Below are 13251 nucleotides of genomic sequence, written 5' to 3'. Positions count from 1 at the left end.
CCCTCGCCAGGGTTCGCCCCGCTCGCGTGAATGGGCCATTGCATCGCCGAGACGTGTGCAGTGGTTCATTCACGCGCGGGGCATCGCTGCGTGAATGAACCCTTGCACTTCTCAGACGTATGCAGTGGTCCATTGACGCGGCGGGGGAAGGGGCGGCGAGCGGGGGAGCGGGAAGGTGAGTGCTAGATCAGCACCGCACCGTTCGAGGCCGATCCCACCAGCTTCGAGTACTTCGCCAGCACTCCGCGGGTGTAGCGCGGCGGCAGCGGAGCCCAACCCTGTGCGCGGGACTCCAGTTCGGCTGCGTCGACCAGGAGGTCGAGTGTGCCCTTGCCGACGTCGAGTCGGATTTGGTCACCGTCGCGGACGAAGGCGATGGGGCCGCCGTCGACTGCCTCGGGGGCAACGTGTCCGACGCACAGGCCCGTGGTGCCGCCGGAGAACCGTCCGTCGGTGAGCAGCAGGACATCCTTGCCGAGGCCCGCGCCCTTGATCGCTCCGGTGATCGCGAGCATCTCACGCATTCCCGGACCGCCCTTGGGGCCCTCGTAGCGGATGACCACGACGTCGCCGGCGGTGATGGTTCCGTTCTCCAGAGCATCCATTGCCGCACGCTCGCGTTCGAAAACTCGTGCTGTACCGACGAATACGTCGGAGTCGAAGCCTGCGGACTTGACGACGGCCCCGCCCGGAGCAAGTGAGCCCTCGAGAATGGTGATGCCGCCGGTCGGGTGGATCGGCTTGTCGAGCGCGCGGAGTACCTTGCCGTCGGGATCGGGCGGTGCGATGTGAGCGAGGTTCTGCGCCACGGTCTTTCCGGTGACCGTCATGCAGTCGCCGTGCATCAGGCCGGCGTCGAGCAGAGCCTTCATCACGACGGGTACTCCGCCGATGGCGTCGACGTCGGTCATGACGTGCTTGCCGAACGGTTTGACGTCCGCGAGATGGGGAACCTTTGCGCCGACGCGGGTGAAGTCGGCCAGGGTCAGCTCGACCTGCGCTTCGTGGGCGATGGCGAGGAGATGCAGGACGGCGTTGGTGGAGCCACCGAAGGCCATGACGACGGCGATGGCGTTCTCGAACGCTTCCTTGGTGAGGATGTCGCTGGTGCGGATGCCGCGTCGGAGAAGGTCGACGACGGCCTCGCCGCTGGCGTGTGCGAATCCGTCGCGTCGACGATCGGGTGCGGGCGGTGATGCGCTGCCGGGCAACGACATTCCCATTGCCTCGGCTGCGCTGGCCATCGTGTTGGCGGTGTACATTCCGCCGCAGGCACCTTCACCGGGGCAGATGGCGCGTTCGATGGTGTCGACGTCGGCCCGCGACATCAGTCCGCGTGAACAGGCCCCGACCGCTTCGAATGCGTCGATGATCGTCACCTGGTGCTCGCTGCCGTCGGACAGGGTGGCGAAGCCGGGCAGCGTGGAACCGGCGTAGAGGAACACGCTCGCCAGATCCAGACGTGCTGCGGCCATGAGCATTCCGGGCAGAGACTTGTCGCACCCGGCGAGCAGGACCGAGCCGTCGAGGCGCTCGGCGCTGATGACGGTTTCGACGCTGTCGGCGATGACCTCACGGGAGACCAGCGAGAAGTGCATGCCCTCGTGGCCCATCGAGATGCCGTCGGACACCGAGATGGTGCCGAATTCCAACGGGTACCCGCCGGCCGCGTGAACGCCCTTCTTGACCTCTTTGGCCAGCCTCTCGAGCGAGAGGTTGCACGGGGTGATCTCGTTCCACGACGATGCGACACCGATCTGGGACTTGACCCAGTCGTCGTCGCCCATGCCGACGGCGCGGAGCATGCCGCGCGCTGCCGTTTTCTCCAGTCCATCGGTGACGTCGCGACTACGCGGTTTGACGTCGATGTCGGGGGATTGCTTTTCCGAGGGATTCTGCGGGGTCGTCATGACTCTCCTGAGCGGTCGGCGGACGCGCGTCCTCAGGTTCCGCTCCTGAGTCGCATTCGTCGTCAACACTAAACCTGTGGTTGCCGCCGTCGATCGGCCTGCACCCAACTCCCTGACCGGAATGCCCTCCATCAAGTGACGAATGGCCCTGTCGAGCACCGCGAGCTCGGGGCGACAGTGGGTGCAGCCACCGTGTCGGGGTGGGAGGTCGAGGAGAGTCGATGAACGATCAGCCGGATACGGCCGTGGTGGAGATGCTGGTGGAGCTCGCGTGTCGGGCACCGTCGGTGCACAACAGTCAGCCGTGGCGGTGGACCTACTCCGCACGCGGACTCGATCTGTACACCGACAGCTCACGGTTGCTCGGGGTGATAGACCCGACCGAGCGACAGATGGTGTTGAGCTGCGGGGCAGCGTTGGACCACCTCGAGAAGGCCGCCGCGGCGTTCAGGTGGACGACCGAGATCGATCTGCTGCCCACTCCGGGTGCGCCCGATCATCTGGCGCACGTTCGCTTCGTGCACGACGCACATCCTCGCTCGCACGAGTTCGATCTGTTGGCTGCGATCAACCGTCGCCACTCGGATCGGCGGGCGTTCGGACCGGTGCCGAGCAATCGTATTCTGACGCGGTACCTCCGTCAGGCGCAGTACGGCACGGAGATGACCGTCCTGTCGGCAGAGTCCAAACAGACGTTGGCGAAGGCCTCGACACTGAGCGCGAGCGTGCGAAAGTACGACGCGACCTATCAGGCAGAGATCAGATGGTGGGCCGGGCACTCGTTCCGCTCGGGAGGAATTCCGCCGGAGGCGCTGACGAACCGGGCCGAGGCGTCGAGGGTGCAGGTCGGCAGGCAATTTCCCGAACCGCATCGGGTCGCCAGAACGGTCACGACCGAGCCGGTCGAGGACGAGTCCACGGTGGTGTTGCTCGGCACGGCATCGGACGAGCGCCTCGATTGGTTGCAGTGCGGCCGAGCCATGTCCGCATTCCTGTTGGCCGCGACCGCGGACGGGCTGGCGACATGCCCCCTGACGCACCTGACGGAACAGTCGGGAAGCAGGCACCTGGTCGAGTCCCTGGCCCCGCGAAACGGTCTGGCGCAGCTGCTGATTCGAGTCGGCACCCCCATGATCGGCTCGCCGCCACCCCGAACCCCTCGACACGCCGTGGCGTCGGTGCTGTCTGCGCCCGCCCGCACACCGAACAGGAGACAATCGTGATTCTTGCAGCTCATCAGAAAATCGTTGTGGGCGTGGATGGTTCGCCCAACAGTGTCAGCGCTGCTCTCTGGGCGGCGACCATCGCGGAGAGAGTGGGTTCTCCGATGCACATTGCCGGTGCCGTACAGCAGCCCGCGTTCTACCTGGGCGAGTCCGCATCGGTGATACCGAGGGACGTGTGGGACGAGCAGCGGCACACGGCCGATCGCGTCGTCACGGACGTTGCTGCCGCTGTGCTGGCCCGGCATCCGAACAGTGCAGTGACCACCTCGGTGGAGGAGACGTCCGCATGCGCGATGATGGTCGAACTCTCTCGTACCGCGCGCATGCTCGTCGTCGGCAATTCCGGTTCGGGTCCGATCGTGTCCGCATTGTTCGGGAGTACGACGCAAGAGATCTCGAACGCGGCCCAGTGCCCAGTGATCGTGTGGCGGGAGGGAGCCGAGACCGTCGACGCACCGATTCTCGTCGGCATCGACGGCAGCGCGACCAGTGAGGTGGCCGTCGCACAAGCCTTCGATCTGGCCTCGTTGTTCGGCGTGTCGTTGATCGCCGCGCTTGCCTGGAACTCGTTGTCGCAGGGGGCGGCGCTTTCTCTACCCGGATCACCCGACCCCATGGAGTTCGAGCGTGAACAGCGGATGCTGATGTCCGAATGTCTGGCCGGGTGGGCCGAGAAGTATCCGGATGTCAGCGTCGAACATATTGTGCAACAGGGAAACCCCGCGCATTTGTTGGTCGACCTGTCCAAACGAGCCGGTCTGGTGGTTGTCGGCAGTCACGGTCGAGGAGTGGTGGCCCGGGCACTGTTCGGGTCGACCAGTAGCAACCTCACGCGGCACGCCCACTGCCCGGTCATGATCTGCAGAGACCGATGACGAACCGCACCGTACCGAACAGCATGCACAGCGGCGAGCGTCGACGAATTCTCGATTCGGCCACTGCACATCGGCTCGCGCGGCAAGCAGCAGTTGCACGACTGATCGGCCACGACCACTTCGGGCCCACCATCGACATCGTGTCCATCGTCTGGGTCGGAACTCGGGTGTACTTCTACGCCGATGGGCGGTCGCGATTGGGACGCAGTGTGCTCGATTCCGCGGTCGTCCTGGAAGTCGACGCCGAGGATGGCGCTCGTACGACCGACTCGACTGTGGTGATTCACGGAATTGCCCGTGCGGTCGTGGATGTGCGACTCGAAGTCCTCGAAGAACTACTGCCGCGACCACATTCGGACGGTCCGCCGATGCACAGACTCGTCGAAGTGAGCCCGACATCGGTTTCGGGTGTCGAACTGGCGCGCTGCCCGATCGCGGATGAAAAGGATCGCCCAGCACGACGAGACACGTGCCCTTCGGGCCAGGTGCGAGTCGATTCCGACTCCATCACGGTCGAGATACCGACAGAACCGAGACCGAGAAAGTTCCCGGTGACCACTGCGGCGATCGACGGTGTCGTCCGTGCGGTGATGATCGCCGAATACGGTCCGGCCAGCGGGGTCTCGCCGGACGGACACCTTCTCAGAACGGCTGTTCTCGATCGGTGGCCGGGCGCAAGAGTGCTCGAGCGACGCAGTGCCGGCGAGCGAGGCGCGGACCCGCGCGGCTACGAGAGCTTCTACGTCGAACTCGAGCCGAGCGGTTGCCGGACCGATATCGATCTCGTAGAGGTGTCCGCACTCTTCGGCCGTTGACCGACTCGAATTTCTCCACTGCACACCGACATCGAGACAGGAAGACAACATGAGTAATTCCACCGCCCGAACGCTTCCCATCGTCGTGGGTATCGACGGCTCGGCCGAGGCCGAGGCTGCAGCTCGATGGGCTGCGACGTATGCAGACAAGGTCCACGCGACCGTACGGCTCGTTCACGCTGTGCCAGTGGGGGACTGGTATGGGTCGGCGGAATTCGTCGACGGCGGTGCGCTCGAGCGCGACCTCCGCATCATCGGGCGAAAGCACCTCACTCGTGCGGCCGGCGCGATGCACGACGCGGCACCCGAGGTGTCCGTCGACATCGTCACCGTCGACGGGACGATCGCGTCGTACCTGTCGAATGCCGACGCAGAATTGATCGTGCTGGGATCGAGGAAATCGAGTGCACTACGCGACCTGACCTTGGGTAGCAACACCCTCCGGGTCGTCACACACGCGCATTGCCCCGTGCTGCTCGTGCGTGGTGGTGGGGAGAGCGCCGATCCCGCCAGGCCCATCGTGGTGGGTGTCGACGGGAGTGAGCAGTCGGATCGAGCGTTGAGTGCCGCGCTCGAGTTCGCGCACACTGTCGGTGCACCGGTGGTTGCGGCGAACTACTGGGGATTCGCGGCCCAGCCGGGTCTGGGAACGGGATTCGAGGGCATCGACTGGGTGAGCGTCCGGGCACACGAAAAGCATTGGCTCGATGCGCATGTGGAGAAGATGCACGAGAAGTACCCGGAGGTGACGCTGACGACCGTGAGCACCCAGTCGAGCCCGACACGAGGTCTGCGTGCGATGTCGGCGTCCGCGTCGATGCTCGTGGTGGGTTCTCGGGGTCGAGGTGTCCTCCGCGGTGCAATTCTCGGATCGGTCAGCCAGAATCTCGTGCACCACGCGGACTGCTCGGTGCTGATCGTCCGCTGAGTCACGCGCCCTGGCGCGGTGCCATCGGTGGTGATGCCATGTCGCAGTGCGGTGGGCAGTTCGACGTGTCGCCGGTACCGCGGATCAGTACCGCCGCGATGACGGCACCGATCAACAACAGTCCGGCACACAGGAGCATCGCTGTGTGGAAGCCGGCCGAGAACACCTCCGGCGCAGAGTAATCGGAGCCGGCGATACCCGCGAGGGCAGGCAGGGCAGCCACAGCCAGAAGTTGGCTGGTGCGGGCCACGGCGTTGTTGACCCCCGACGCGATGCCGGCTCGGTCGGTGGACACCGCACCCAGTACGGCCGCGGTCAGCGGGGCGACGAGCGCGGACAAGCCGAGACCGAACACGACGACCGCAGGCAGAATGTCTGCGACATAACTGGATCCAGGACCGATGCGCAGCATCAGCAGCAACCCGAGAGCCGACAGCAGTGGCCCGACCGTCATCGGAATTCGTGGTCCGATACGCCCGGCCACTCGGCCCGCGCGGGCAGACAGTACGAGCATCAGGGCTGTGATCGGCAGCGTCGACACTCCGGCCGCGATGGGCGAGTAACCCACGGCGAACTGCAACTGCAGCACCAGAAGGAAGAACACGCCGCCCAGGGCCGCATAGACGGCGAAGGTAACGAGGTTGGCCGCCAAGAACACTCGGGAAGCGAACAGTGACGGTGGCACCAGTGGATCGTGCGAGCGGCGCTCGATCACCACGAACACGCCGACCGCGACAACCCCGAGTACCAGCGCCACGGTGTGCGACTCGATCAACCCGTACGTGAGCAGACCCAATGCCGCCGCGACCGTCACCGCGCCCGGCACGTCGAGGCGACCGGACGCGTGCGGATCCCGGCTCTCCGGAACATGTTTCGCAGCCACCGACACGACCACGACAGCGAGCGGGATGTTGATCAGGAACACCGCACGCCAGCCGACGGCGTCGACCAACCAGCCGCCGAGCAGTGGACCGATGGCCGACGCGACGCCGCCCAGACCCGACCAGAGCCCGATCGCCGCGCCCCGATCCTCGGCCTTGATGGACGCCGAGATCAGTGCCAGCGAACCGGGAGTGAGCAACGCCGCTCCCACGCCCTGCAGCAGCCGAGCCGCGATCAGCACCTCGATGTTGGGAGCGAGGCCACACAGCACCGACGCGGCCGCGAACCAGACTGTGCCCCAGATGAACACCCGTCTGCGCCCGAGTCGGTCACCGAGAGAGCCGCCGAGCAGAATCAGCGAGGCGAGCGCGAGGGTGTAGCCGCTCAGAGTCCATTGCAGACCGGTGACGCCTGCACCGAGGTCGCGGCCGATCGCTGGTAACGCGATATTGACCACGGTGGCGTCGAGCATCGCCAGAGCCGAACCGAGCACGGTGGTCGCAACGATCCACCGCCCCCTGGCGCTGGAGAGTGCGATGCCCTCAGCGGTCACAAGCGTTCTACGCAGACGACGAAGTTGCGGGTGTCTTTCTCGTATCCGTAGAGAGCAGGGTCGGGGCAATCGTCGACCGAGGAGGTGCCCTGCAGGATCGTCACGACGCGGCGAGTGTCGGCACCGGGAGTGGCGCAGTCGACGCGCTGGGCGAACTCACCGACGATGTCCATGCATCCGCCGACAACCCAGTCGATGTCGAGGCACAGGGCTCCCTGCTCGATGTCGAAGTAGGTCTCGTAGTAGTACTGATCGGCGTCCGCGGGACATTCGGCCGAGGTGGGCGTCTTGGCGAAGACGACGTAGTTGGACTCGGGCGATCCGCACGTCGCGTTGGCGATGGTGGCCTCGTCGACCGTTCCGCCGAGGTTCACGCACTCGCCGATCTCCACATCGATGTCGACGCTGCCGCCGTCGTCGATCTCGGGGGTTGGAGCAGCGGTGGTGCGAGGAGCACTCGTCGTGGTGGGCGCGATGGTGGCACCCGAGATGGCGACGGCGGTACCGGACACTTCCGAGGCACACCCGGCGAGTATCAGGGCCGTGCACGCCGTCAACGCGAGAACGAGAGCGCGGACCGAACGGTTGGATGACGCCATGGTGAGTCCTGCCCTCGTGAATTCAACCGTGCTGTGTGCATCGATCGTCTGTGTGTAGAAAATATCGGACTCGGTTGTCGGCCGCATGAGGCAGGATGATCTGCGTGGATCTTCCTCTTGCCGTGCCGGTCGCGCCGATGCTCGCCAAAGCAGCCAAAGTGGTGCCCGCCCAGCCCGAGGACGGGCCACCGGTGTGGTCCTACGAGCCGAAATGGGACGGTTTCCGCGCCATCGTCTTCCGCGACGGCGACGAGGTGGTGCTCGGTTCACGCGGGGGCAAGGACCTGGCGCGATACTTCCCGGAGTTGGTCGAGGCGGTCAAGGCCGAGCTGCCGGAGAAGATCGTCGTCGACGGCGAAATCGTCGTTCCCCGGGAGAAGAACGGTTCCACTCGCCTGGATTGGGAGTCGCTGTCGGAGCGAATTCACCCCGCGGCGAGTCGGGTGACGATGCTGGCGGAGAAGACACCCGCACAGTTCATCGGATTCGATCTGTTGGCCGTCGGCAACGAGGACCTGACGAGCGAGCCGTTCTCGACGCGCCGGGCGAGATTGCTCGACGCGGTCGGCACCGGCGGGCCGAGATGCTTCGTCACCTCCGCCACCGATGATGCGGCGGTGGCCGAGGATTGGTTCGAGCGGTTCGAAGGTGCCGGGCTCGACGGTGTGGTGGCCAAGAAGCTCGACGGGCTCTATCTGCCGAACAAGCGCGAGATGGTCAAGATCAAGCATGCCCGCACGGCAGACTGCGTGCTGATCGGCTATCGAATTCACAAGTCCGGCAACGGTATCGGATCGCTTTTGCTCGGTCTCTACGATGGTGACGATCTCAGGATGATCGGCGGCGCGTCGGCGTTCACCGACAAGCGGCGGCTGGAGTTGCTCGAAGAACTCGAGCCGCTCCGACTCGGCGAGGACGTCACGTACGACGGGGAGGCGACCCGCTGGAACTCGTCCAACGATCGCAACTGGATTCCGGTGCGCATCGAGCGGGTCATCGAGGTGGCCTACGACCAGATGGAAGGTGCACGGCTGCGTCACGTGGCGCGGTTCCTGCGCTGGCGACCCGATCGTGAGCCGCGCTCGTGCGCCTACGACCAGCTCGAGGTTCCGGTGCGCTACGACGTCGCCGATGTGATTGCCGGGGGACGATAGCCATGGCCGCGAAGACACCACCGGCGTTCGTGCAGGTCGGCGAACGCGAAGTACGAGTATCGAGCCCCGATCGCGTGATCTACGAGGCGACCGAGCGCACTCCCGACATCACCAAACTGCAGGTGTGCGAGTACTTCACCGCCGTCGGCGAGCCGTTGATGCGGGCAATCGGCGACCGCCCCACCGCTATGGAGCGATGGCCCGACGGCTATCGCGAGGGCATGCGATTGGCGCTCGGCCCACAGGACAAGGAGGGCGACGGCTTCTATCAGAAGCGATTGCCCAAGGGCGCGCCCGAGTGGATCGAGACGGTGAAGATCGCGTTCCCCAGCAAGCGCACTGCCGAGGAGCTGTGTCCCTCCGAGCCGGCTGCGCTTGTGTGGGCGGCTCAGATGGGCACGCTGACCTTCCACCCGTGGCCGGTGCGGCGACCGGAGGTGGACCATCCCGACGAGTTGCGTCTCGATCTCGATCCGCAGCCGGGCACTACGTTCGCGGACGCCCTGCGGGTCGCCGACGTGACGCGAGAGCTATTGGAAGAGTTGGGCTTACGTGGCTATCCGAAGACGAGCGGTAATCGGGGAATTCACATCTACGTCCGCATCGAACCCGAGTACACCTTCGAGCAGGTGCGCCACGCGGCCATCGGACTGGGCCGAGAACTCGAACGTCGCGACGACGGGGTGACCACGAACTGGTGGAAAGAGGAACGTGGAGAACGCATCTTCATCGATTACAACCAGAACAACCGTGACCGGACGATCGCCAGCGCATGGAGTCTGCGGGCTCGGCCGGGTGCACCCGTCAGTACTCCGATGACGTGGTCGCAGTTGGCCGACGTCACCGATCCGCGTGAGTTCAACCTCGTCACGGTGCCGGAACTGGTGCAGGACGGCGACCCGTGGGCCGACATGGATTCCCAGGCCTACTCGCTCGAACCCCTTCTCCACCTGTGGGAAACACTGCCGGGCGGAGAGCTGAACTTCCCACCCGACTATCCCAAGATGCCCGGCGAGCCGCCGCGGGTCCAGCCGTCGAAGAAAGTCGCCGAGCATTGGGATGCGGAGGGAAACCGCACCGAGAGCTGACGGAGCCGGGCGAGGTTGCACACTACGACGCTCTATCGACGGGATCCGGTCGGCGCGGACGCGTTCGGTGCAACCCGGCCCACCCTCACATGGATTCGAGTTCCCGAATCAGCGTCGCCGCATCGTATGGTCCGACATGTCGGGTGAGGTTCTTGTCGCCACGGCCCAGGTAGAACGTCGGAGTGCCGCCCACATCGGAGGAGGTGGCGTCGAGTTCGTCGTCCTCGACACGCACCACGTAGTCGCCGGTGCGGATGTCGTCCTCGAAACGGTCCATGTCGAGGCCGAGTTCGCGTGCGTAACCATCGATGTCGTCGGGTTCGAGGGCGTCGCTGTTGCGGAACAACACGTCGGCCATCTCCCAGAATTTGCCCTGCGCTGCGGCAGCCTCACTGGCGTACGCGGCATAGCGGGCATGCGGGTGATAGTCGTCCAGTGGGAGATGGCGGTAGACGTACCGGAGGTCGTCACCGAAGTGCTTGCGTACCTCGGCGACGCTGCCGGTTGCCTTGCTGCAGAACGGGCACTCGAAATCGGCGTACTCCACGATCGTCAGCGGAGCGTCGACTGGACCGCGGATATGATCGCGCTTGGCGCTGACCGGACGCAGAATGCGGAGTGACGCTTCGGCTTTCGGTGGGTGGATCCTCGCGTCGATACGGAACAGGATCCAGCCGAGCAGCGCAGCGATTACCGAGGCCGCCAACACGCCGACGCGGGCCTCGTCGGCCAGTAACGGGTCGTCGAGCGCGAGGTCGATGATGAACAGTGAGATCGTGAATCCGATTCCGGACATCGCCGCACCGCCCGCGATGTGCGAGAGCGTCAGGCCCGGTGCCAGCGCCGAGGGCCGTAGTTTGGCGAAAATGGCTGATGCGCCCGTGATTCCGACGAGCTTGCCGAGGACGAGACCGGCGATGATGCCCCAGGTGAGCGTCGACGTCGATGCGGCCTTGAGGGTGTCGGAGCTCAGCACCACTCCGGCGTTGGCGAGCGCGAAGATCGGCACGATGATGAAGGCCGTGTACGGCTGATAGAGCCGCATCAGCCTCTCGTTGACCGAGACGGCTTGATCCAGACCCAGTCTCGCTGCGCGCGCGTATTCGGGATTCGGTGATTGACGGAAGGCGCGGGTGAGGTCCGATGCTCGCTCCACCTCGGAGCGGCGCGGCGGGTAGACCGGAAGAATCAGCGCGATCATCACGCCGGCCAGCGTGGGGTGAACCCCCGACTCGTACATCGCGACCCACGTGAACAGTGCGACGACGAAGTATCCGACACCGCGCCACACCTCGAGCCGTCGGAGTAGGAAGATCAGTCCGAGCCCGATGAACGCCAACACCAACGGCACCACATCGAGATCGTCGGTGTAGAAGAACGCGATGATCGCCAGCGCGCCCACGTCATCGGCCACGGCGAGGGTGAGCAGAAAGATCCGCAACCGCGCGGCCTTCTTCGGGCCGAGGACGGCGAGTGCCCCGAGCAGGAACGCGGTGTCGGTGGAGATGACGACACCCCACGCCTGGGCTGCCGGGCCGGAGGGGTTGAAGGCGAGGAACAGCAGCGCGGGTGCGGCCAGTCCGGCGAGTGCAGCCACGATGGGGATGGCGGCGCGTGATCGGTCGGTGAGCTCACCCATCGCGAACTCTCGCTTGACCTCGAGCCCGACGACGAAGAAGAACAGCGCCATGAGCCCGTCGTTGACCCAGTGGGCCAGATCGAGAGAGATGCCGTGCTCGCCGACGGTGACCGAGAGCTCTGTGTGCCAGAACGACTGATACGTCTCACCCAGGGGTGAGTTCGCCCAGATCAGGGCGATAAGGGTGGCGGCCAGTAGGAAGCCTGCCGCCAAGGTCTCGCTGTTTCTCTCGCCGCGAGCCCGCGAGATCCGTTCGACGAAGCGTGCCATCGGCCGGTTCGTCGGCGTGATCTGATCTGCCATCTGCAGCCCGAGTCCTTCCGGAGAGTGTTGTGAAGCAGTCTGTACCAACACCGTCGTCGGCGCTTTCCTTCCGCGCACTCGAGTAAGGTTGTCGGGCCGCGGGCCAGCAGCGCCGAGAGAGATATGCACGACATATTCGACAATCGGCATTAGTCCGCGGATAAACGGGAATACGAGCCCGACTCACCCCTGCCACGAAGGAACATCCATGCGTGATTTCATCTGCCGCAAATGCGGACAGAAGCTGTCGTTCGAGAACTCACTGTGTCTGAGCTGCTCGAGCGCACTCGGCTTCCATCTGCCGAGCAGGGCGCTGCTGGTGCTCCCGGACAAGGCCGACGACGGCGTCGCCGAAGCCGAGGTGGACGGCACGACGTGGAAGATGTGCGCCAACCTCAACACCGCACGGTGCAACTGGTTGGTCGATACCGCGGACGCCGACGAGCTCTGTGTGTCGTGCAGGCTGACCCGAACCCGCCCGGCCGACGACGATGTCGATGCGATGGCCGCCTATGCCGATGCCGAGACCAACAAGCGGCGCGTCGTTCTCGAGCTCACCGAACTGGGCCTGCCGATCGTGGGACGAGACGAGGACCCGTCCACGGGTCTGGTGTTCGATCTGCTCTCCAGCGCCAACCAGCAGGTGATGACCGGCCACGACAACGGTCTGATCACTCTCGACCTGGCCGAGGGCGACGACGTGCATCGCGAGCAGTTGCGGGTGGCGATGTCCGAGCCGTACCGCACTCTGGTCGGGCACTTCCGACACGAGATCGGCCACTACTACCAGATGGTGCTGGTCGGAGACGGTGAGCATCGAGCAGCGTTCGAGGAACTGTTCGGCGATCCGGATTCGAGCTACCAGGACGCTCTCGATCGCCACTACAGCGAGGGTGCACCCGACGGCTGGGAAGACAATTACGTCTCGTCCTACGCCACCATGCACCCCGCCGAGGACTGGGCCGAAACCTTCGCGCATTACCTGCACATCCGCGACACCCTGGACACTGCTGCGGCGTTCGGGATGGCGCCGGCCGGTTCGACGCTGGAGAGCCCGTTGCCCGGTGACGTCGGCTTCGATCAGATCGTCGACTGGTGGCTGCCGCTGTCGTGGGCACTGAACCAGATCAACCGCTCGATGGGTCATCAGGACCTCTACCCGTTCGTGCTGCCGCCGACCGTCGTGAAGAAGATCGGGTTCGTGCACTCGCTGATCGCGCCCAGCACTCTCTGACGCTCCGCTAACGGTTCTCGAGCTTCGCTGCCTGGGGCGTATCCT

Annotated in this window: 11 protein-coding genes; 7 read left to right on the top strand and 4 right to left on the bottom strand. The window is 65.2% G+C overall.

Features of this window, described 5'->3' with window-relative positions:
- Nucleotides 1–182: 182 nt before the first annotated feature.
- Nucleotides 183–1910, bottom strand: a complete 1728-nt coding sequence (gene ilvD / locus CH286_RS06900; RefSeq protein ID WP_032402847.1) for a dihydroxy-acid dehydratase — start codon at nt 1908–1910, stop codon at nt 183–185.
- Between the two features lie 221 nt (nt 1911–2131).
- Between ilvD and CH286_RS06895 the strand changes: the two genes are divergently transcribed.
- Genes CH286_RS06895 through CH286_RS06880 form a run of 4 tightly spaced genes read left to right on the top strand, consistent with a single transcriptional unit; the run spans nt 2132 to nt 5754 of the window.
- Nucleotides 2132–3133, top strand: a complete 1002-nt coding sequence (locus tag CH286_RS06895; RefSeq protein ID WP_094608763.1) for an Acg family FMN-binding oxidoreductase — start codon at nt 2132–2134, stop codon at nt 3131–3133.
- Nucleotides 3130–4011: a universal stress protein gene (locus CH286_RS06890; RefSeq protein ID WP_176458171.1), complete on the top strand. Its 882-nt coding sequence runs from the start codon at nt 3130–3132 to the stop codon at nt 4009–4011. The genes CH286_RS06895 and CH286_RS06890 overlap by 4 nt, the downstream gene beginning before the upstream one ends.
- Nucleotides 4008–4826: a hypothetical protein gene (locus CH286_RS06885; RefSeq protein ID WP_094608761.1), complete on the top strand. Its 819-nt coding sequence runs from the start codon at nt 4008–4010 to the stop codon at nt 4824–4826. The genes CH286_RS06890 and CH286_RS06885 overlap by 4 nt, the downstream gene beginning before the upstream one ends.
- A gap of 49 nt (nt 4827–4875) precedes the next feature.
- Nucleotides 4876–5754: a universal stress protein gene (locus CH286_RS06880; protein ID WP_094608760.1), complete on the top strand. Its 879-nt coding sequence runs from the start codon at nt 4876–4878 to the stop codon at nt 5752–5754.
- A gap of 1 nt (nt 5755) precedes the next feature.
- Here CH286_RS06880 and CH286_RS06875 read toward each other — a convergent pair whose 3' ends face one another.
- Both CH286_RS06875 and lppU read right to left on the bottom strand, forming a co-directional pair.
- Nucleotides 5756–7189: an MFS transporter gene (locus tag CH286_RS06875; protein ID WP_094608759.1), complete on the bottom strand. Its 1434-nt coding sequence runs from the start codon at nt 7187–7189 to the stop codon at nt 5756–5758.
- Nucleotides 7186–7788, bottom strand: a complete 603-nt coding sequence (gene lppU, locus CH286_RS06870) for an LppU family putative lipoprotein (RefSeq protein ID WP_032402859.1) — start codon at nt 7786–7788, stop codon at nt 7186–7188. The genes CH286_RS06875 and lppU overlap by 4 nt, the downstream gene beginning before the upstream one ends.
- 104 nt (nt 7789–7892) lie before the next feature.
- On the opposite strand from lppU, the gene CH286_RS06865 reads away from it, so the two are divergent.
- Nucleotides 7893–8942: an ATP-dependent DNA ligase gene (locus CH286_RS06865; RefSeq protein ID WP_094608770.1), complete on the top strand. Its 1050-nt coding sequence runs from the start codon at nt 7893–7895 to the stop codon at nt 8940–8942.
- A 2-nt stretch (nt 8943–8944) separates the two neighbouring features.
- Nucleotides 8945–10030: a DNA polymerase domain-containing protein gene (locus CH286_RS06860; RefSeq protein WP_094608758.1), complete on the top strand. Its 1086-nt coding sequence runs from the start codon at nt 8945–8947 to the stop codon at nt 10028–10030.
- 85 nt (nt 10031–10115) lie between these two features.
- Here the strand turns inward: CH286_RS06860 and nhaA are convergent, their stop codons facing one another.
- Entirely contained in the window at nt 10116–11972 is a 1857-nt protein-coding gene (gene nhaA, locus CH286_RS06855) for a Na+/H+ antiporter NhaA (protein WP_094608757.1), read from the bottom strand.
- Between the two features lie 208 nt (nt 11973–12180).
- Between nhaA and CH286_RS06850 the strand changes: the two genes are divergently transcribed.
- On the top strand, nt 12181–13206 hold the full coding sequence (locus CH286_RS06850) for a zinc-binding metallopeptidase family protein (RefSeq protein ID WP_032402840.1): 1026 nt from the start codon (nt 12181–12183) through the stop codon (nt 13204–13206).
- Nucleotides 13207–13251 lie beyond the last annotated feature (45 nt).

It is taken from the genome of Rhodococcus sp. WWJCD1, assembly GCF_002258735.1.
Classification (GTDB): domain Bacteria; phylum Actinomycetota; class Actinomycetes; order Mycobacteriales; family Mycobacteriaceae; genus Rhodococcoides.
This window is presented reverse-complemented; position numbering and strand designations above follow the sequence as displayed.